At 71.3% G+C, this 17,698-nt stretch carries 22 protein-coding genes; 13 read left to right on the top strand and 9 right to left on the bottom strand.

Annotation, left to right across the window (positions count from 1 at the left end):
- The first annotated feature begins 189 nt into the window (after positions 1-189).
- The gene (locus tag F4558_RS18830; RefSeq protein WP_376767542.1) at positions 190-1,344 is read left to right on the top strand and encodes a trypsin-like peptidase domain-containing protein; all 1,155 of its coding nucleotides are present in this window, start codon (positions 190-192) and stop codon (positions 1,342-1,344) included.
- 146 nt (positions 1,345-1,490) lie between these two features.
- The gene (locus F4558_RS18825; RefSeq protein WP_053657380.1) at positions 1,491-2,384 is read left to right on the top strand and encodes a hypothetical protein; all 894 of its coding nucleotides are present in this window, start codon (positions 1,491-1,493) and stop codon (positions 2,382-2,384) included.
- Between the two features lie 46 nt (positions 2,385-2,430).
- On the opposite strand, the gene F4558_RS18820 is transcribed toward F4558_RS18825, so the two are convergent.
- Complete coding sequence (locus tag F4558_RS18820) at positions 2,431-3,003, bottom strand: DUF3000 domain-containing protein (RefSeq protein ID WP_167945337.1); 573 nt, start codon at positions 3,001-3,003, stop codon at positions 2,431-2,433.
- Between the two features lie 253 nt (positions 3,004-3,256).
- Here F4558_RS18820 and hemE point away from each other — a divergent pair, with 253 nt between their 5' ends.
- The 3 genes from hemE to hemQ are packed head-to-tail and all read left to right on the top strand — an operon-like array spanning position 3,257 to position 6,522.
- Positions 3,257-4,408 (top strand): uroporphyrinogen decarboxylase, encoded by a 1,152-nt coding sequence (hemE, locus tag F4558_RS18815; protein ID WP_053657375.1) that lies wholly within the window; start codon positions 3,257-3,259, stop codon positions 4,406-4,408.
- Positions 4,409-4,414: 6 nt separating this feature from the next.
- Positions 4,415-5,824: a protoporphyrinogen oxidase gene (hemG, locus tag F4558_RS18810; protein ID WP_167945335.1), complete on the top strand. Its 1,410-nt coding sequence runs from the start codon at positions 4,415-4,417 to the stop codon at positions 5,822-5,824.
- Positions 5,821-6,522, top strand: coding sequence for a hydrogen peroxide-dependent heme synthase (gene hemQ, locus F4558_RS18805; RefSeq protein ID WP_053657371.1), 702 nt, complete (start codon positions 5,821-5,823; stop codon positions 6,520-6,522). The genes hemG and hemQ overlap by 4 nt, the downstream gene beginning before the upstream one ends.
- 51 nt (positions 6,523-6,573) lie before the next feature.
- Here hemQ and F4558_RS18800 read toward each other — a convergent pair whose 3' ends face one another.
- The 4 genes from F4558_RS18800 to F4558_RS18785 all read right to left on the bottom strand — a co-directional run bounded on the left by F4558_RS18800 (position 6,574) and on the right by F4558_RS18785 (position 9,714).
- A complete protein-coding gene (locus F4558_RS18800; RefSeq protein ID WP_167945333.1) occupies positions 6,574-7,689 on the bottom strand; it encodes a lytic polysaccharide monooxygenase auxiliary activity family 9 protein in 1,116 nt (371 codons plus the stop codon).
- A gap of 122 nt (positions 7,690-7,811) precedes the next feature.
- A complete protein-coding gene (locus F4558_RS18795) occupies positions 7,812-8,267 on the bottom strand; it encodes a GNAT family N-acetyltransferase (protein ID WP_053653493.1) in 456 nt (151 codons plus the stop codon).
- 34 nt (positions 8,268-8,301) lie between these two features.
- Complete coding sequence (locus F4558_RS18790; RefSeq protein ID WP_053653494.1) at positions 8,302-9,240, bottom strand: DMT family transporter; 939 nt, start codon at positions 9,238-9,240, stop codon at positions 8,302-8,304.
- Positions 9,241-9,453: 213 nt separating this feature from the next.
- Entirely contained in the window at positions 9,454-9,714 is a 261-nt protein-coding gene (locus F4558_RS18785) for a metallothionein (protein WP_053653495.1), read from the bottom strand.
- 170 nt (positions 9,715-9,884) lie between these two features.
- On the opposite strand from F4558_RS18785, the gene F4558_RS18780 reads away from it, so the two are divergent.
- From F4558_RS18780 to F4558_RS18770, 3 genes are all read left to right on the top strand, one after another.
- Positions 9,885-10,160, top strand: coding sequence for an isoamylase early set domain-containing protein (locus tag F4558_RS18780; protein ID WP_053653496.1), 276 nt, complete (start codon positions 9,885-9,887; stop codon positions 10,158-10,160).
- A 109-nt stretch (positions 10,161-10,269) separates the two neighbouring features.
- A complete protein-coding gene (locus F4558_RS18775; RefSeq protein WP_053653497.1) occupies positions 10,270-11,016 on the top strand; it encodes a lytic polysaccharide monooxygenase in 747 nt (248 codons plus the stop codon).
- Between the two features lie 62 nt (positions 11,017-11,078).
- On the top strand, positions 11,079-11,687 hold the full coding sequence (locus F4558_RS18770; RefSeq protein ID WP_167945331.1) for a DUF305 domain-containing protein: 609 nt from the start codon (positions 11,079-11,081) through the stop codon (positions 11,685-11,687).
- Here F4558_RS18770 and msrB read toward each other — a convergent pair.
- Positions 11,653-12,057: a peptide-methionine (R)-S-oxide reductase MsrB gene (gene msrB / locus F4558_RS18765; protein WP_053653499.1), complete on the bottom strand. Its 405-nt coding sequence runs from the start codon at positions 12,055-12,057 to the stop codon at positions 11,653-11,655. The genes F4558_RS18770 and msrB overlap by 35 nt on opposite strands.
- A gap of 47 nt (positions 12,058-12,104) precedes the next feature.
- Here msrB and ligD point away from each other — a divergent pair, with 47 nt between their 5' ends.
- A complete protein-coding gene (gene ligD, locus F4558_RS18760) occupies positions 12,105-13,139 on the top strand; it encodes a non-homologous end-joining DNA ligase (protein ID WP_167945329.1) in 1,035 nt (344 codons plus the stop codon).
- A 345-nt stretch (positions 13,140-13,484) separates the two neighbouring features.
- On the opposite strand, the gene F4558_RS18755 is transcribed toward ligD, so the two are convergent.
- The gene (locus F4558_RS18755) at positions 13,485-14,225 is read right to left on the bottom strand and encodes an SDR family oxidoreductase (protein ID WP_053653501.1); all 741 of its coding nucleotides are present in this window, start codon (positions 14,223-14,225) and stop codon (positions 13,485-13,487) included.
- 59 nt (positions 14,226-14,284) lie between these two features.
- On the opposite strand from F4558_RS18755, the gene F4558_RS18750 reads away from it, so the two are divergent.
- On the top strand, positions 14,285-14,854 hold the full coding sequence (locus F4558_RS18750; RefSeq protein ID WP_053653502.1) for a TetR/AcrR family transcriptional regulator: 570 nt from the start codon (positions 14,285-14,287) through the stop codon (positions 14,852-14,854).
- Positions 14,855-14,988: 134 nt separating this feature from the next.
- Here F4558_RS18750 and F4558_RS18745 read toward each other — a convergent pair whose 3' ends face one another.
- Together F4558_RS18745 and F4558_RS18740 are read right to left on the bottom strand one after the other, a co-directional pair.
- Complete coding sequence (locus tag F4558_RS18745) at positions 14,989-16,071, bottom strand: hypothetical protein (protein ID WP_053653503.1); 1,083 nt, start codon at positions 16,069-16,071, stop codon at positions 14,989-14,991.
- Positions 16,071-16,634, bottom strand: coding sequence for an RNA polymerase sigma factor (locus tag F4558_RS18740; RefSeq protein WP_053653504.1), 564 nt, complete (start codon positions 16,632-16,634; stop codon positions 16,071-16,073). The genes F4558_RS18745 and F4558_RS18740 overlap by 1 nt, the downstream gene beginning before the upstream one ends.
- 133 nt (positions 16,635-16,767) lie before the next feature.
- Here F4558_RS18740 and F4558_RS18735 point away from each other — a divergent pair, with 133 nt between their 5' ends.
- The 3 genes from F4558_RS18735 to F4558_RS18725 are packed head-to-tail and all read left to right on the top strand — an operon-like array spanning position 16,768 to position 17,626.
- Positions 16,768-17,247 (top strand): DUF2975 domain-containing protein, encoded by a 480-nt coding sequence (locus F4558_RS18735; RefSeq protein WP_167945327.1) that lies wholly within the window; start codon positions 16,768-16,770, stop codon positions 17,245-17,247.
- Positions 17,247-17,453, top strand: a complete 207-nt coding sequence (locus F4558_RS18730) for a helix-turn-helix domain-containing protein (RefSeq protein ID WP_053653506.1) — start codon at positions 17,247-17,249, stop codon at positions 17,451-17,453. The genes F4558_RS18735 and F4558_RS18730 overlap by 1 nt, the downstream gene beginning before the upstream one ends.
- Positions 17,450-17,626: a hypothetical protein gene (locus F4558_RS18725; RefSeq protein WP_167945325.1), complete on the top strand. Its 177-nt coding sequence runs from the start codon at positions 17,450-17,452 to the stop codon at positions 17,624-17,626. Before F4558_RS18730 ends, F4558_RS18725 begins: the two co-directional genes overlap by 4 nt.
- Positions 17,627-17,698 lie beyond the last annotated feature (72 nt).

Raw genomic sequence — 17,698 nt, 5'->3', positions numbered from 1 at the left:
CCGATATTGCGGGTGCAGCCGGTCCGGCGTGTGTCGATCGGCTGGCCACAAGATGTCCATTCGGATGCCGGACATCGGGGGAGACAAAGCCCGTTCACGCAGGTACGGTCCATCGAGCCGCGAGCCCGCGATCGGGTGACAATCAGATCGACGGGCGGCACAGGAAGATCACGGGAGGGCAAGGCGATCATGACGGCTGGCTTCGGCGCGCAGGACGGCCGACCGGAGGGGGCCGCGCCTCACGACATGAGCGGAGCAGGAGCCGGGCGACCGGGACCGCTGCCACCGCGCATCGAGCCGCACCCACCCGCAGGCGCCAGTTGGCCGGCGGCGCAGACCGGCGGCACAGTCCACCCGCAGGCCGTGCCGGCGCCCCGCACCGGCTGGGCACCCCCACCCAACGCCGCCCAGTGGAGTGCGGCGCCCCAGGCCAACCCGCCGGCCGCGCCGCGCGGCCCCGCACCACTTCCGTACGGCACGGCAACGCCCCAGGGTGGCCCGCCACCGACGCCGTACGGCTCGACGCCGGGCGGCCCGTACGCCCCGCCATCACCGGCCCAGCCCGGCCGTCGTCGCTTGCCGATGGTCCTCGCCACGGCACTTGTCGTGCTTCTGGCGGCCGTGACCGGAGTGCAGGCGTACCAACTCGACAGGCTCGGCGACCGGCTCGCCGCCACCGACAAGCGGCTGGCGCAGGGCCAGGAAGGCGACGCCCTCCGCCTCGACGGCCTGGAGACTCGCGCGGACGAGTTGGAGAAGCAGGCCGGCGCGGCGTTCAACCCGGAGGCGGTGGCCAGCGCCGTGCTGCCCAGCGTGTTCCGGGTGCGTGCAGGTCAGTTCACCGGCTCGGCGTTCGCGGTGGGCAAGCCGACCTCCGACGGTGGGACCAACCTGTTCACCAACTTCCACGTTGTCGAAGCGGTCTGGGAGGGCGGCGGGCGCCAGGTCTTCCTGGAACGCACCGACCAGCGCTTCCCGGCCACCATCGTCAAGGTCGACAAGACCAACGATGTGGCGCACCTGCGGACGACCAACAAGTTCACCGGCCTGGTCACCGCACCCACCGCAGTGAAATCCGGCCAGCAGATCATCGTCGTCGGCGCTCCACTCGGCCTGGAGGACAGCGTCACCACCGGCGTGGTGAGCGCCCTGCGTTCCGCCCAGGGTTCCTCCGGACCGACAATCCAGTTCGATGCCCCGATCAACCCCGGAAACTCCGGCGGGCCGGTGATCAACGGCAGCAAGCAGGTGGTCGGTATCGCCACCGCCAAGGCCCGCGACGCCGAGGGCATCGGCCTGGCCGTACCGATCAAGGTCGCCTGCGACGGCTTCAAGATCTGCTGATCGGACGGCTCCGCACGCCCGCACCATCCCCGGCCACCGCCGGCCTTTCCCCGATCCCGGCCGGGTCCTCGGACCCGCACAACCTCGCCGTACCCGGTCCGTCGCGCCTACCGGCGGACGACCCGCTCACCTGGAGGAACAACATCATGTCCCAGCCACCGTCCGGACCGGAGGGCTACCCGCCGGCCGCACCGACGCCGCCGGGCTCGCCGGCCGGACTGCCGAACCCACCGCAGCAGTACGCGCCGGGCCACGCCACGCCGCAGCAGCAGTACGCGCACGGCCAGGCCACCCCGCCGCAGCCCGGCCAGCCCACGCCGCAGCAGTACGCGTCGGGTCAGGCCGCCCCCCAGTACGGCACCGGCCAGCCGACGCCGTCGCAGTACGGCACCAGCCAGCCCACGCCGTCGCAGTACGGCACCGGCCAGCCGACGCCGGGCTACCCGGCCAGCGCCCCGCCGTACGGCGGTCAGGTCTCCGCGCCGCCGGTCTCCGGTGGGGCGTACGGGCAGCCGATGTCCGCCCCGCCGATGTCCGCGCCGCCGGTCTCCGGTCCGTCGTACGGGCAGCCGATGTCGGGCCCGCCCGGTGCGCCGCAGTACGGACCGGCCGCCGCGCAGCCGCCCCGCAAGGGTCGCGCGGTGCTGGTGCTGGCTCTGGTGGCCGGTCTGCTCTTCGTTGTCAGCGGGGTGATGACCGGGCTGTTCGTGACGAAGAACAACGAGCTGAACCGTACCGAGAAGCGCCTCACCAGCCAGGTCAGCGAGCGTGACGGCACCATCGCGGCCAACACCACCGAGATCTCCAAGCTCAAGACCGACCTGAAGACCATGCAGGACAAGCTCGACAACACCGAGCAGGACCTGACCGGCACCCGCAACGACCGCGACGAGCAGGCCCGGCAGAAGAAGGTGATCGCCAGCTGCCTGGACAAGCTGACCACCGCGCTCGGCGCGGCGGCGGCCGGCAACAGGAGCGCGTACGACGCGGCGATGAAGGGTCTCGACAAGGTCTGCGACGAGGCGGAGAACTACCTGTAAGCCCGACCGACGTCCGCCCCGACCCGTGTGAACGGGCGGGGCGGCGTCAGGCGGTGCCGGCTGCCCGGCGGTCGGAGAGGGCGGTGACCCCGGGCGGCGGGAGGCCGGCCGTGGAGGCGAGCAGCGTGCACCAGCCCAGCAGGTGCGGGGCGAGGTCGTCGGTCACCGGCGTCCAGGATGCGCGGATCTCGATGTCCCCGGCGGTCGGTGAGCCGGCCAGATCACCGAACCGGGTCGACATGGTCTGGGTGACAGTTCCGCCGATCGCGCGGTGGGCCGCCTCCTGGGTTTCCAGGGCGTCGGTCAGCCAGGTCCAGCCGACGCCGGGCAGCAGCGGGTCGGCGGCGAGGTCTACCTCCAGCTCGGCGGTCACGTAGGTGACAAGCCGCAGGGTGCCCTGCCACGCCTCGTGCCCGGCCGGGTCGTGCAGCAGGATCAGCCGCCCGGTGGCCACCTCGTCGCCGTCGCGCAGCACCGCCGCGGAGAGTGCGAACGTGTAGGGCGCCAGCCGCTGGGGGGCGCCGACCTCCTCCAGCGTGATCTCCGGCCGAGGCGCCGGCGACCGCAGTCCGGCGACCGCGCGGACGAAGGTCTCCGGGAGCGCGATCGGGGGGGCCATGTCGGCAGCCTATGCCGCCGTCGGCCCACCCGCTTCGACGGCGCGCCGAGGCCCCATCCGACGGCGCCCCGACGCCCTATCCGACGGCGGCGGCCGCGCCTGCGGGCGCGGCAGTGCATATCGCCCACCAGAGCCTGCCCGCACCGTGCTCCGATGTTAGGAGGGGGCCCCTGCTCTACCGGAGGCGTTAAGAAGGTGCCCTTCCTTTCACCCCAGGTGGGGTGGGGGTGCAGGGCGTGGAAGGATTGCGGCGATGACCACGGAAACCACGGGCACTGCCGCCCGAGACGGAGACCCGCGCCCAGGCGGCCCCGCCGACTCGCCCTTCATCAGGGCCTGCCGGCGTCGCCCTGGCCCGCACACACCGGTCTGGTTCATGCGCCAGGCCGGCCGCTCGCTCCCGGAGTACCGGGAGATCAGGGCGAGCGTGCCGATGCTGGAGTCCTGCCGCCGCGCCGATCTGGTAACCGAGATCACCCTTCAGCCGGTACGCCGGCACGGTGTCGACGCGGCCATCCTGTTCAGCGACATCGTGGTGCCCGTCGCCGCGGCCGGGATCGACCTGGACATCGTGCCGGGCACCGGCCCGGTGGTCGCCGAACCGATCCGTAGCGCCGCCGACGTGGAGCGCATCCGCCTGATCACCCGCGACGACGTCCCGTACGTCGACGAGGCCGTCCGGCAGTTGGTGGTCGAGCTGGGCGACACCCCGTTGATCGGTTTCGCGGGCGCCCCGTTCACACTTGCCAGCTACCTGGTCGAGGGCGGTCCGTCGCGGACCCACGCGAAGACCAAGGCGCTGATGTACGGCGACCCGGAGCTGTGGCACGCGCTCGCCGGCCGGCTGGCCGAGGTGACGCTCGCCTTCCTGCGGGTGCAGATCGAGGCCGGCGTGTCCGCGGTGCAGCTGTTCGACTCGTGGGCGGGCACCCTCTCCGAGGCCGACTACCGCCGCTACGTGCTGCCGCACTCGACCGCCGTGTTGAGCGGGCTGGCCGACGACTGCTCCGGGTCGGGGCGCGGCGATAGACGCGCCGAGCCGGAGCGGTCGCACGCCGGGGTACCGCGGATCCACTTCGGGGTGGGCACCGCCGAGCTGCTCGGCGCGATGGGCGAGGCCGGCGCGGACGTGGTCGGCGTGGACTGGCGTACCCCGCTGGACGTGGCCACCGGCCGCATCGGCCCGGACAAGGCGGTGCAGGGCAACCTGGACCCGTGCGTACTGCTCGCGCCGTGGCCGGTGGTGGAGGCCGAGGTGCGCCGCATCCTGGACCAGGGTCGGGCCGCACCCGGACACGTGTTCAACCTCGGTCACGGCGTGCTGCCCGAGACCGACCCGGAGGTGCTGACCCGGGTGGTCGCGCTTGTGCACGAGCTGTCCAGCCGCCGGGCTGACCAGGGCTGACACGCGATGGGGCAGCCCTGGCGGGTGGCGGTGGTCGGCGGCGGGATCGCCGGGTTGGCCGCCGCGGTCCGGTTGCGCGACCGTGCCCCGGCCGGCACCGAGATCACGGTGTACGAGCAGTCCGGTGTGCTGGGTGGCAAGCTGCGCACCGGGGAGCTTGCCGGTCAGCCGGTGGAGTTCGGGGCCGAGTCCTTCCTGCTGCGTGATCCGACCGGGGCCGAGAGCGGGGCTGTGGCGTTGGTCCGCAGGCTCGGGCTTGCCGACCAGATCGTGCACCCCACCGTCGGGCAGGCGGCCCTCGTCGTCGACGGCATGCTGCGCCCCATCCCGGGCGGCACGCTTGTGGGCGTACCCGGGGATCTGGAACGGGTGACCACCGTCGCCCGGCCGACCGCGGACGCCGACACCGACGGCGGCCGGCCGCTTGTCGAGCCCGGCATGGACGTCTCGGTGGGCGCGCTGGTTCGGGCTCGCTTCGGCGACGAGGTGGTCGACAGGCTTGTCGACCCGATGCTGGGCGGCGTGTACGCGGGCCGCGCCGACGACCTCTCCCTGGTCACCACGATGCCGGCGCTGGCGCGCACCGCCCGGGTCGAACACACGCTGGTCGGGGCGGTCCGTGCGGCGCAGGCCGCCGCGCCGCGTGCCCCCGGCGCCCCGGTCTTCGGCACCCTGGCTGGCGGGCTGAGCACTCTCGTGGACGCGGCGGCGACGGCGAGCGGCGCGACGGTACGACGTGACGCCGCCGTCCGTGAGGTGACGCCCACGGCCACGGGCTGGCGGCTCACCGTCGGCCCCACCCGGGAGCCCGAGCTGATCGACGTGGACGCCGTGGTGCTGGCGGTGCCGGCCCGGCCGGCGGCCCGACTGCTCAGCGGGCCGGCACCGGCAGCCGCCGCAGCCGTCGGAGAGCTGGACTACGCCAGCGTCGCCCTTGTCACACTGGCGCTGCCGCAACCTGAGTTGCCCGAGCTGTCCGGTTTTCTGGTGCCGAGCACCGAAGGACTGCTGATCAAGGCGTCGACGTTCTTCACCACGAAGTGGGGGCACCTGCGTCGGCCGGACGGGCTGGCGCTGGTCCGCGCGTCGGTGGGCCGGTACGGCGAGGAGGCGCAGCTCCAACGCCCGGACGAGGACCTGGCCGCGACAGTGCACCGGGAGTTGTCGGCGGTGCTCGGCGTGCCGCTTCCCGCACCTGTCGACGGGCACGTGCAGCGGTGGGGCGGTTCGCTGCCGCAGTACACCCCGGGGCACGCCGACCGGGTGGCCGCCGCGCGTACGGCGTTGCGGATCGCCCATCCCACACTGACCCTGGCCGGCGCCGGTTACGACGGTGTCGGCATTCCGGTCTGCGTCCGCTCCGGCGAGACGGCGGCCGACGAGATCATCACAGCACTGGGAGGACCGGCGAGATGACCGAGCAGACAAACGCGGCACGGCTGCGGGAGCTGAACGACAGCATCCGCTACACGATGTGGTCGGTGTTCCGGGCCAGCGCTCCGCTGCCGTCGTTGCGGGACAACGTCACAGGTGAGGTCGAGGCCCTCTTCGAGGAGCTGTCCGGCAAGGACGTGGTGATCCGGGGCGTGTACGACGTCGCCGGCCTGCGTGCCGACGCCGACGTGATGATCTGGTGGCACTCCGCGTCCAGCGACGCCCTCCAGGACGCGTACCTGCGATTCCGGCGCACCACCCTCGGGCGGGCGCTGACCCCGGTCTGGTCGCAGATGGCGCTGCACCGGCCGGCGGAGTTCAACAAGAGCCACATCCCGGCGTTCCTGGCCGGCGAGGAGGCCCGCCCGTACCTGTGCGTCTACCCGTTCGTCCGGTCCTACGAGTGGTATCTGCTGCCCGACGCCGAGCGGCGTGAGCTGCTGGCCGAGCACGGCAAGATGGCCCGTGGCTACCCGGACGTGCGGGCCAACACCGTCGCCTCGTTCGCCCTGGGCGACTACGAGTGGATGTTGGCGTTCGAGGCCGACGAGCTGCACCGCATCGTCGACCTGATGCGTGACCTGCGTGCCTCCGGCGCCCGCCGGCACGTCCGCGAGGAGGTCCCCTTCTACACGGGCCGCCGCCGGTCAGTCGCCGAGATCGTCAACTGCCTGGTCTGAGCCCCGCCGTCCGGCGCCGCACCCCCGCCCGGGTGCGGCGCCGGCCGGGGATCAACTGGTCGTCGTGCAGGAGACCAGCGGAACTGGGTTGCTGCCGTTCCACGAACCGAGGAAACCGAACGTGGCGCTCGCTCCGGCGGCAAGTGTGCCGTTGTGGTTGGCGTTACGTGCCGTTACCTGCGTGCCGCTCGTGCTGACTGTGGCGTTCCACGACGACGTGACCTGCTGGCCGTTGCCGTAGTTCCAACTCACCGACCAGCCTCGGGTCCCTGAACTGCCGGCGGTCACCTTCACCTCGCCCTGGAAGCCACCGGACCACTGGCCGGTGACCTGGTACGTCGCCGTGCAGGCTCCGGCCGGCGGAGGCGTGGTCGGCGGCGGGGTGGTCGGCGGGGGAGTGGTGGGCGGCGGGGTGGTCGGCGGCGGCGTCGTGGGGGGCGGGGTCGTGGGGGGCGGGGTGCCGTTGCCTCCGCCGAAGTCGACGTCACTGCACAGGTAGTACGACTGGTCCAGGTGGCTGGCCTGCCAGATGGTGTAGACGATGTGGCGACCCGTACGTCCCGGCGCGCTCACCGGAATCTGGATGGAGACGCCACCGGTGTCCGGATTCCACTGCGAGGCAGGGGTGTTGCCGATCTGGCCGGCCAACTCAAGGTCGCTCCAGCCGAGCGGCTGCGTGGACGAGTTGAAGCCCTGCTTGGTCACGTACACCCGGATGTAGTCGGCGCCGTGACTGGCCTGGTCGAAGAAGCGGAGCCGGAAGTTGTTCGCCACCGAGGTGGTCTTCCACGCGCCGACGGTGTCCATTGCGTTGTAGCGACCGCTCTGGGTACGCCCGCCGCTGCACAGTTGCCCGTTGGGGATGGCGCCCTGGTGGTTACCGGCCACGCCCTCGCGGAACAGGCCGTTCCAGTTCCACATGGCGTTCGGGTCGGCCTGCCAGGCCTGCCAGCACATCGGGTCCTCGGTGGCCATCCGTGGGTTCTGGAAGTCGCCGCCCCAGCGCTGCCAGCAGCTGTAGCTGCGGGAGGGCGGGTCGACGACCGAGCCGTGCGCGGAGGCGGACCGGACCAGCATCGTGGTCAGGGCGGTGGTCAACAGGAGCGTGCAGGCAGTCGCGATGGCGAACAACCAGAGCACACGTCGTGATCGGGTGAGAGTGGACATGGAGCCCCCGGGGGGATGAGGTCGGACGGACGACGACACCCGGACTGCCGGGAGTTGCCCACTCCCGTGCCTATTCGCTGGCTCCCGCGATGGCTCTACCCGGCACAATGCCAGGCAAATCGTCAGGCGTCAATGGCAGCGCGGCGCATCGGGGTGTGCGGGATGCCGTCCTCGAGGTACTCCGGGCCGTTGACCTCGAAGCCGTGCCGGGCGTAGAAACCCACAAGGTGTGACTGGGCTTCCAGCACGCACGGCTGGTTGCCCACCACCTCAAGCGCCGCGGTCATCAGCCGGCCGGCGTGCCCGCCGCCGCGCGCCGTCGGGGCCACCACCACCCGACCGATCCGCGCGAGGCCGCCCGGGTCGGCGAGGATCCGCAGGTACGCCAGGGGGGCGTCGCCGTCGGTGAGCCAGAGGTGCCGGGTGCCGGGCTCCACGTCCCGCCCGTCGATGTCCGGGTACGGGCAGTTCTGCTCCACCACGAACACGTCGACGCGGAGCTTGAGCAGGTCGTGGAGGGTCCGGGCGTCCAGGTCGGCGAAGGAGGCCGTCCGAAGTTCGGTGGTCTGCTGTGGCACGGCACCGATGGTAGGCCCTCCCGAGCCGGGCCGGTCAGCGTGTCTCCGGTGGGCGGAGGTAGGTGGCGGCCACGGCGGTGAGCAGCAGCGCGCCGCCGACGAGCACCGGCAGTGGAAGCGGCTCGTGCAGCAGCGCTACTGCCAGCGCCGCAGCGGTCAGCGGTTCGAGCAGGGTCAGCACGGCGGCGACGCTGCCGGGGGTGGTGCGCAGCCCGGCGTAGAACAGCGCGTACGCCACGGCGGTGGTGACGACGCCGAGGTGCAGCAGCAGCGCCACTGTGGAGACGCGGGCCGGTACGCCGATGCCGGCGACCAGCGCGAACGGGGCGAGGGTCAGCGCGCCGACGACTGTGGAGACGGTGGTCAGCGTCATGGGTTCGGTGTGCTGCGACACCTGCCGGCTGATCAGCGTCGTCACCGCGTACCCGAGGCCGGAGCCGGCGGCCGCGAGCAGGCCGAACAGTGGGGCCGGCGCCGCCGTCGTGGGCTGCGCGCTGGCCGTGGTGATCAGGGCGAGGCCGGCCACGGCGGCGACCAGCGTGCCGAGCCGCAGCGGGCCGGGGATCCGGCGGGCGCGCGCCGACTCCCAGGCCGCGGCGAGCACCGGGGCGAGGCCCAGGCTGACCACGGTGGCCACGCTGACCCCGGCCAGCGCCACGGCGGCGAAGTAGAGCGCCTGGTAGAGGCCGAGGCCGACGCCGGTGATCAGCAGCGGCACGGGCGCCGCGCGCAGGGCGCCCACAAGCGTGCCGAGCCGGCCGGCGGTGCACGCCAGCAGGACGAGCGCGGCGATCGCCAAGCGGTGGAAGCCGATGCTCACCGGGCTGAGGCCGGTGCTCTCGCGCAGGAGTTGAACCGCCACGCCGGTGGTGCCCCACAGCACTCCGGTGACGGTGATCTGGATCAGGCCGGTGCGGGCCGCAAGGGCGGCCGGGGCCGGGACAGCCGGCGACGCGGTACGGGACGTGGACACGGATGCGCTCCGAAAGGTGAGCCGTTGACGAGGACGACGTCGACGGAGCGCGTACGGCGAGATGGCCGAGCGGGTGGGTCACCCGGTCGGCGTGAGGCGCGGCGCTCCGTTCAGGAGCGCGGCGGGGAAAGAACGCCCAGCAAAGGCCGCATGCGACGACCGTACCGCAGCGGGCCGCGGGGCGGTCAGGGCCGTGCGGTCAGGGCCATGCGGTCAGGCTGGGCGGGCGCCGACGGCGTCGCGGATCTCGGCACCTTCGGTGCGTTCGACCGAGCGGGCGCAGTGCCCGCAGCAGAAGAACCGGCCGTTGACCTCGACGCCGTGACCGACGATCTTGATTTCGCAGTGCTCGCAGATGGGTGCCATGCGGTGGATCGCGCACTCGAACGAGTCGAAGGTGTGGACGTCGCCGCTGACGGTGCGTACCTCGAACGCCATCCAGTAGTCGTTGCCGCAGACCTCGCAGGTTGCCATTCTAAAACCCCCCGTATCAGGACATGTGTCATCAGACTGCCCTGATGCCTGGTGGCAGATGGGTCGAAATGCGGCCGGTCGACCGGTGGTGGCGGCGTGTCGGCTCCGGCGTGTCGTCCGTTATGCCGGATGAGACCGCCGTGACCCGCCGTACCGCTCGGAGGATCGCAATGATCAAGCGCAACAAGCTCTTCGGCAGCCTGACCCGGGTGACCTTCTGCCTGCCCCGGGACGTTCCGCCCGGCCCGGTCAGCGTGGTGGGCTGCTTCAACGAGTGGCAGCCCGGCCGGCACGAGTTGGTGGCCCGCCGCGACGGCACCCGGACGGTGACCATCAAGCTCGCGCCGGGGGAGTACCGCTTCCGCTACCTCGCCAGCGGCGGGGTCTGGCTCGACGACGAGTCGGCCGACCAGGTCGACGACAGCGGCGGTCTGCTCCGGCTCTGACCGAAGAATCGCCACCATCGATGGATTTATCGACAGGTCTCTTTACTGTTAACAAAGTTTAAATTACGTTGAGGGGCACCTCACCGCGCGTCACGAAGGAGCTGCCCCGATGCGTCGAAGAATCACCGTCCCGCTGGTGGCGGCGGGCGCTGTCGCCGCCACCCTCACCCTCGCCGCGCCCGCCCAGGCGCACGGCTACGTCTCCGCCCCACCGAGCCGGCAGGCGCTCTGCGCGCAGGGCCGGGTGCCCGACTGCGGGCAGATCAAGTACGAGCCGCAGAGCGTGGAGGGCCCCAAGGGCCTGCGTAGCTGCAACGCCGGGATCGCCCAGTTCGCCGTCCTCAACGACGACAACAGGGGCTGGCCGGCCACGTCGGTGGGCACCTCGCTGACCTTCACCTGGTTCAACACCGCCCGCCACTCCACAAGCAACTGGGAGTACTGGATCGGCAACAGCCGGGTCGCCGTGGTCAACGGCAACGGCCAGCAGCCCGGCGCCACCGTCTCGCACACCGTCAACCTCGGCGGATACTCGGGCCGGCAGAAGATCCTCGCGGTGTGGAACATCTCCGACACCGCAAACGCCTTCTACTCCTGCATCGACGTGCAGATCGGCGGCGGGGGAGGCGGCACCACGCCCACCCCCACTCCGACCGCCTCGCCCACGCCACGACCCACCCCCACCGCCACGCCGACGACCACGCCCGCACCGGGTGGCAGTTGGACGGCCGGACGGGCGTACCAGGTCGGCGACCAGGTCACCTACGGCGGCCGCACGTACCGCTGCCGGCAGGCGCACACGGCGATCCTCGGCTGGGAGCCGCCGAACGTACCGGCGCTCTGGCAACAGGTCTGACCGCACGGGCGCGGTCCCGGCCGCGCCCGTGTCGCCGCCCTCGCGTGATCGGAGCCCTCGCCATGCCTCGCGTGACCCCGCTGGCGTCCCTGGTCGCCGCGCTGCTGCTCGCCGCCGCCTGCGCCGGGCCGCCCGCGTCGACACCACCCGGGCCTGCGGCTGCCCCGTCCCCGGCGGGATCCTCCACCGGGGACGCCATGAGCGGCATCGACGTCGTCTTCCTGAGCACGATGATCGGGCACAGCGAACGCACCCTGCAGATCGTCAGGCTGGCCGGGAGCCGGTTGCGTGACAACTCGCTGCGTACCCTGGCCGCCGCCATCGAGGCGACCGAGGCCGACGAGTTGGCCGAGATGCGCGGCTGGCTGCCAACCGCCGGGCCGGGCGCCGGCACGGCCGGGCACGACCACGCCGGGCACGGCGACGACGACGCGCTGGACCGGCTGCGGGCCGCCACCGACGCCGACGTCGACCGGGTGCTGCGCGAGGTGCTCGCCGACCACCAGCGGGCGGCGGCCGACCTGGCCCGGGCCCAGGTCGGCGTCGGCCGCGACGAGCGGGTCCGCGACCTGGCCCGGCGCATCGAGCGGTCCCGGACCGCCGAGGTCGAGCTACTCCAGGGGTACGCGGCTCAGATCAGTTCGGCTCCAGCCGGACCGAGATCGAGTTGACGCAGTGCCTGGTGTCCTTCGGGGTGAAGCCCTCGCCGTGGAAGACGTGCCCGAGGTGGCTGTCGCAGCGGGCGCAGCGGATCTCCGTACGGGCCATGCCGAGGCTGCGGTCCTCGATCTCCTTGACCCGGCCCGGGATGGCGTCGTCGAAGCTCGGCCACCCGCAGTGCGAGTCGAACTTCGTGTCGCTGGAGAACAGTTCCAACCCGCAGGCGCGGCAGTGGTAGACGCCCTGGGTCTTCGTGTCCACGTACTCGCCGGTCCACGGGCGTTCGGTGCCGGCCTCCCGCAGGACGTGGAACTCCTCGGGGGTCAACCGGACGCGCCACTCGTCCTCGGTCTGGGGCAGCTCGTTGTCGTCAAGACTCACCCCTCAACGGTACGTCGAACGTCGGGGGTGTGGCATAAGGTCGCGGGATGGGTGGCACCAAGGCAGCGGTCACCGAGGTCGAGGTGGCCGGGCACAGCGTACGGCTGAGCAGTCCGGACCGGGTGATCTTCCCGCAGCGGGGTTTCACAAAGGCGGACGTCTTCCACTACTACCTCGCGGTCGGCGACGGCATCATGCGCGCCCTGCGGGACCGGCCCACCACGCTGCAACGCTTCCCCGAGGGCATCGAGGGTGAGGCGTTCTTCCAGAAGCGGGTGCCCACCCGGGGCGTCCCACCGTGGGTGACGACCGCGCAGATCACCTTTCCGAGCGGCCGGAGCGCGGCCGAGCTCTGCCCGGTCGACCTGGCGCACGTGGCCTGGGCCGCGCAGATGGGCACCATCGTGTTCCACCCGTGGCCGGTGCGCGCCGCCGACACCGACAGCCCCGACGAGCTGCGCATCGACCTGGACCCACAGCCCGGCACCGACTTCGCCGACGCGGCCCGCGCCGCCGGGGAGGTCCGCGCGGTCCTTGACGAACTGGGCGCCACCGGCTGGCCGAAAACCTCCGGTGGCCGGGGCGTGCACGTCTACCTGCGCATCCAGCCCCGGTGGACCTTCACCGAGGTACGCCGGGCCACCATCGCGCTGGCCCGGGAGGTGGAACGCCGTCAGCCCGACCTGATCACCACCGCCTGGTGGAAGGAAGAGCGCGGCAGCCGCGTCTTCGTCGACTACAACCAGATGGCGCGCGACCGGACGATCGCCTGCGCGTACTCGCTGCGAGCCACCGCACGGGCCACCGTCTCCACCCCGGTCACCTGGGACGAGCTGCCCGACGTCGACCCGGACGACTTCGACCTGCGCAGCGTCCCCGCCCGGTTGGCCGAGCGCGGCGACCCACACGCCGAAATCGACGACTCCCCGTACGACATCACCCCGCTACTAGAGTGGGCCGAACGAGACGCCGCCGCCGGCCAGGGCGACCTGCCGTACCCCCCGGACCACCCCAAGATGCCCGGCGAGCCCAAGCGGGTCCAGCCCAGCCGCGCCAAGCGCTCCCCGGAAGACGACGCCTGACCTGGCCTTGCCGTAAGCGGACGGCGCGCGTAACCCAGGCACCCGGTGGGTGAAGGCCTCGCGCTGCCCGCTCCGATCCGCGCCGTGGGCGTCAACGCGATGCGCAACGCCGAGGGCGTCGCGAGGATTGCTCGGTGGCCTCAGTGGCTTGGTGTGCGGGCAGTTGGCCGGGGCGCTCAGTGGCTCAACGGATCGATTGGTGTTAGGCCCCGTGGCGCGGCAGCGCCAGCGAGCCGGAGACATCCGGGGCCGCCGCGCCAGTTGGGCTACGACCGCTTCGATGGCTGCTTGGCAGTGTCTACCTCAATCCATCACCTGGCCGTTCCACAGTGGATTGTGTTTCGTTCAGCCCTGGCGAGTTGGTCGGATGGTCAGGTCTCCGATCTCGACGTCGTCGGGTTGATCGATCACGAAGGCGATCGCGCGGGCGACCGCTACGGGGTCGATGCCGAGATCGCTCATGTTCTGCCTGGCCTGCTCGCGTACGGCGGGATCGTCGACTGCGTTGTCGATGAGTTCGGTCTTGACGTAGCCGGGGGAGATCGACGTCGTCCGCAGAGCCCCGGTGGTGCTCTCCTGCCGCAGTCCCTCCAGCAGGGTGCGGACCGCGTTCTTCGTGCCGGCGTACACCGCCTGGGTGGGGACGATCTTCAGGCCGGAGGTCGAGACGACCGTGACGAGGTGACCGCTGCCCTGGCGGTTGAACACGGGCAGCGCGGCGGCGATCCCGTGCAGGATGCCCTTGAGGTTCACGTCGACCATCGCCGACCAGCCCTCGACGTCCAAGTCGGCCATCAGGCTGATCCTGCTGACCCCGGCGTTGCCCACCAGGACGTCCAGGCGACCGAAGCGTTCGACGGCGAGGGCGACCAGCGACTGCAGGTCCTCGGGCGTCGTGACGTCCACCCGGGTGGCGGCCGCCGTACCGCCGGTGCTTTCGATCTCGGCGACCAGGCGGTCGAGCCGGTCGGTTCGACGGGCGCCGAGGACGACGGACGCCCCGAGTGAAGCGAGGTGACGAGCTGTTGCCGCACCGATTCCGCTGCTGGCACCGGTGATCGCGACGACCTTGCCGTGGATGGTCATGGGGATCCTCACGCTAGACTGGACACATGTCCGGTTACGGTGGCGATGATAGCGGACACGTGTCCGCTTCTGTCAAAGGTGTCGGGGCGCCACGTGCCGACGCACGGCGCAACCGCGAACGGATCCTCCGCGCGGCCCGCGAGTTGGTGCACGAGCCGGGTGAGCTGAGGCTCAACGCCGTCGCGAAGGCGTGCGGCATCGGGCAGGGCACGCTGTACCGGCACTTCCCGACCCGGGAGGACCTTCTCGCCGAGGTGTACCGCCGCGAGGTGGACGACCTGGTCGCCGCGGCCCCCGATCTGTTGGCGGCCCGCCCGCCGCTGGAGGCGTTGGCGGCATGGTTCGACCGGGTGGCCGCCTACGCCCGCGTCAAACGCGACGTGTTCGCCGCGGTCGAGGCGGCGACATGGCGTGACCTCGCCGCCCACAGTCTCGGCCCGATCGGTGAGGCGGTGGAAGTGCTGCTGGCAGCCGGCCGCTCCGACGGCAGCATCCGCGTCGATGCCGAAGCCCGCGACGTCATCGTGCTCATCAGTTGGCTGTCGCGACTGGACGACACCGAACTTGACGCCCGAGGACCGCGACTACTGTCGATCATCGTCGACGGTCTGCGCGTCAACCGCCCCTGACGCTGGCGATGGTCAGGGGCGGCTGGCGCGCTGGTTGGTCCGCCGTTGCGGTCGGCGTGGATCGGTATGGGCGCGTCGGCCACCCGCGAACCAGCCGGCAGCCGAATGCCGAACCGAGAAGGGCGGTGTCAGCCCTACTCGCAGCCGAGCGATTCCCGGTACCTGGGCGGCGGGTTGCCGGCGACCACCTTGTCGGCGGTCTCCCAGAACACCTCCGACCAGTCGCCCTCTTTGCTCATCTCCTGGAGCACCGGCCACCTGTGGCTGCTGCGCAGCGCGTCGCTTGCCCGCTGGAGAGCGGCATCGTCGCCTGCCTTCTTGGCCCGCAGCCACTCGCTGATCCAGGCGCAGCCGACGCGACTCGTCACGCGGGCGCCGAACTGGTACGCGTCGTTGGGGCCCAGATCGGTAAGTGCGGTGACGTCGAAGCCCGGGGGGAGCGGCACGTCGGTGAGTATCTTGGCGGCCTGCTCCTTCGCCCGTTCCGGCTTGACGATCTCAGCCGGCAGCGCGGCCAGCCAGGTGCGGGCGTCGACGCGGACCACACGGGTGAGGATCTTGTCGAACGCCGAGCGCGTCCACGCGCCTCCCGTCCGGAGTTCCACGAAGGAACCTTCGCGGGGCGCGAGCATGACCGCGAAGTCGCCCGCGTTGTACGTGAACAGCTCGGCCGGCCAGCCGTCGACCTTCACCGGTTCCGGCTTGCTGACGCTGAGCCGGTCCTCGTGGAAGCTGCCGTACACGTTGGCCGGATACCAGTTCATCTCCAGTTCCTGGTCGCCCTTGCTGAAGCTGATCGTGCCCGAATCCTCCAGGAAGCCGTAGACGGTGGTCGCCTTCCAGCCGGGCTGGTCGATCAGCAGTCGCGGGTTTTCCTCGGCGGCCTTGAGCACCATCGCCCAGTCGGTGATCGGCTTGTTTCCCGCTGGGGTGTCCGCCGGGGCGGATTCGCGGTCCTGCGATCCACCCACGTTCATGGCCGAGCCTGTGAAGATCACGGCGAGGACGGCTGCGGCGACACCCGCGCTGGCGAGGCCGCTGAGCAGCGTACGGCGGGTCCGTGGGCGTTTGGCCGGCGGTTCGGCGACCGGTTCGAGGGTCGGCGTGGACATGATCTCCTCCAGGAGGTGCTGCGCGGCCCCGTCGAGGTGCTGAACGGCGTGGGGTCGGTACGGGTCGGCGTCTCGGACCATCCGGTCGAGGTGCTCGTCAGTCATCAGCCCTCCTTCGGTGCGCGTACGGCCAGGACGTCGAATACATGTCCGGGTGGACCGGAGTCGTCACCGACGAGGTGTCGCAGCCGGCCCCGTGCGCGCGACAGCCGGGTGCGGACAGCGGCCGGGCTGATGCCCAGAACCTCGGCGGCCTCGCGCGGCTCCAGACCCTCCCAGAAGGTCAGCATCAACAGCTCCCGGTCCTGGTCGCTGAGTCGGGCCAGCGCGGCCCGGACAGTGAGCCGTTCGGGCACCTCGTTGCCGGGGTCGGCGACGATGACGGCCCTGAGTCGTTGGCGCAGCCGGTCGCCGAGTCGCCCCCGGCGCAGTCCGCTGCGGTGGTGGTTGGCGAGCACCCGTCGGGCGACGCCGTACAGCCACGGACGTACCTCCGTGTCGGGCGGCATCTGGTGACTGCGCCGCCAGGCGACGAGGAAGGTTTCGGCCACCACGTCGGCCGCGTCCTCGGGTTGCTCGACACGTCGCACGGCGTACGCCAGCAGCGGCGCGAAGTTGGCCGCGTAGACACGCCGGAATCGATCCTCGTGCTCGGTCGTGGAGCTCACGTCTACTCCATGTCCGGTTCGGCGGCGGGCGTGACGGGTTCGGAGCGGAAAAAACCACGCTAGCGGGCGGGGCGGGCTGCCGGAGATGCGACAACCGATTGACATTCGATAGGTAGCAAGCGAGGATCGATACATGGTTGTCGAGTATCGAGCGGTAGCCGCTCTCCGCGTGTTCCTCGTGCTGCTGTTTCTGGTCCTGATTCCGTTCGAGACGCTCTCCCTGCCGGGGCAGTTCGCGCACATGGCGCAGGAATCGCCGCAGGACGCGTACCTCCGCTGGCCGGCCACGGCCGTGGCCGTCTTCTGGGTGGTGTGCGTCCAGGTGGTGATCGTGTGCACCTGGCAGTTGCTCAACCTGGTCAAGAAGGACCGCATCTTCACCGAGGCGTCCCTGAAGTGGGTGGACACCATCGTCTGGGCCGTCGCCGCCGCCTGGGCGGTGCTGGTCGCCGTCTTCGTCTACGTCGTGTTGAACGCGGACGATCCCGGGCTGCCGGTCCTGCTGTTCCTGCTGACAGTGGGGGTCACAGTGGCCGGGCTCCTGATGGTCGTGCTGCGTGCGCTGCTGCGGCAGGCCACCACGCTGCGGACCGACATGGAAGCGGTGATCTGATGCCCATCATCGTCCGCATCGACGTCGAGTTGGCCAAGCGCAAGATGAGCGTCGGCGAGTTCGCCGAACGGGTCGGGCTCACCCCGGCGAACGTGGCGGTGCTGAAGAACGGCCGCGCCAAGGCCGTCCGTTTCAGCACATTGGAAGCGATGTGCCGGGTGCTCGACTGCCAGCCCGGCGACCTCCTCGAATGGGTCGACGAATGACGTACCTCATTGCTCTCCTGGCCGCAGCCCTCGGCGTCGCCGGCATCGTGCACGGCGAGGCCGACGACTCTCCCGGCCTGCAACTCCTGGGTGCCGCGCTCGTCGTGGGCGCTGTCGTCTTCGGGGTACGGATGATCCGGCACGGAAGGCGCAGGCTCGGGCGCGACAGTTAGCCCACGGCCGAGCCGCACGAGTCGAACCGGCTTCCCGGAGTAACGATCATGTAACGGGCGCGAACCTTTCCC

It is taken from the genome of Micromonospora profundi, assembly GCF_011927785.1.
In the GTDB taxonomy this organism is placed as follows: Bacteria; Actinomycetota; Actinomycetes; order Mycobacteriales; family Micromonosporaceae; genus Micromonospora; species Micromonospora profundi.
This window is presented reverse-complemented; position numbering and strand designations above follow the sequence as displayed.

Excerpts from the sequence above, each read along its gene's own strand:
- hemQ (WP_053657371.1), top strand. The coding sequence starts at position 5,821 with ATGACCGAGCAGACAAACGCGGCACGGCTGCGGGAGCTGAACGACAGC.
- F4558_RS18800 (WP_167945333.1), bottom strand. The coding sequence starts at position 7,689 with ATGTCCACTCTCACCCGATCACGACGTGTGCTCTGGTTGTTCGCCATC.
- F4558_RS18730 (WP_053653506.1), top strand. The coding sequence starts at position 17,247 with ATGCCCATCATCGTCCGCATCGACGTCGAGTTGGCCAAGCGCAAGATG.
- F4558_RS18775 (WP_053653497.1), top strand. The coding sequence starts at position 10,270 with ATGCGTCGAAGAATCACCGTCCCGCTGGTGGCGGCGGGCGCTGTCGCC.
- F4558_RS18820 (WP_167945337.1), bottom strand. The coding sequence starts at position 3,003 with ATGGCCCCCCCGATCGCGCTCCCGGAGACCTTCGTCCGCGCGGTCGCC.
- F4558_RS18825 (WP_053657380.1), top strand. The coding sequence starts at position 1,491 with ATGTCCCAGCCACCGTCCGGACCGGAGGGCTACCCGCCGGCCGCACCG.
- ligD (WP_167945329.1), top strand. The coding sequence starts at position 12,105 with ATGGGTGGCACCAAGGCAGCGGTCACCGAGGTCGAGGTGGCCGGGCAC.
- hemE (WP_053657375.1), top strand. The coding sequence starts at position 3,257 with ATGACCACGGAAACCACGGGCACTGCCGCCCGAGACGGAGACCCGCGC.
- F4558_RS18755 (WP_053653501.1), bottom strand. The coding sequence starts at position 14,225 with ATGACCATCCACGGCAAGGTCGTCGCGATCACCGGTGCCAGCAGCGGA.
- F4558_RS18770 (WP_167945331.1), top strand. The coding sequence starts at position 11,079 with ATGCCTCGCGTGACCCCGCTGGCGTCCCTGGTCGCCGCGCTGCTGCTC.
- F4558_RS18725 (WP_167945325.1), top strand. The coding sequence starts at position 17,450 with ATGACGTACCTCATTGCTCTCCTGGCCGCAGCCCTCGGCGTCGCCGGC.
- F4558_RS18830 (WP_376767542.1), top strand. The coding sequence starts at position 190 with ATGACGGCTGGCTTCGGCGCGCAGGACGGCCGACCGGAGGGGGCCGCG.
- F4558_RS18785 (WP_053653495.1), bottom strand. The coding sequence starts at position 9,714 with ATGGCAACCTGCGAGGTCTGCGGCAACGACTACTGGATGGCGTTCGAG.
- F4558_RS18745 (WP_053653503.1), bottom strand. The coding sequence starts at position 16,071 with ATGACTGACGAGCACCTCGACCGGATGGTCCGAGACGCCGACCCGTAC.
- hemG (WP_167945335.1), top strand. The coding sequence starts at position 4,415 with ATGGGGCAGCCCTGGCGGGTGGCGGTGGTCGGCGGCGGGATCGCCGGG.
- F4558_RS18780 (WP_053653496.1), top strand. The coding sequence starts at position 9,885 with ATGATCAAGCGCAACAAGCTCTTCGGCAGCCTGACCCGGGTGACCTTC.
- F4558_RS18735 (WP_167945327.1), top strand. The coding sequence starts at position 16,768 with ATGGTTGTCGAGTATCGAGCGGTAGCCGCTCTCCGCGTGTTCCTCGTG.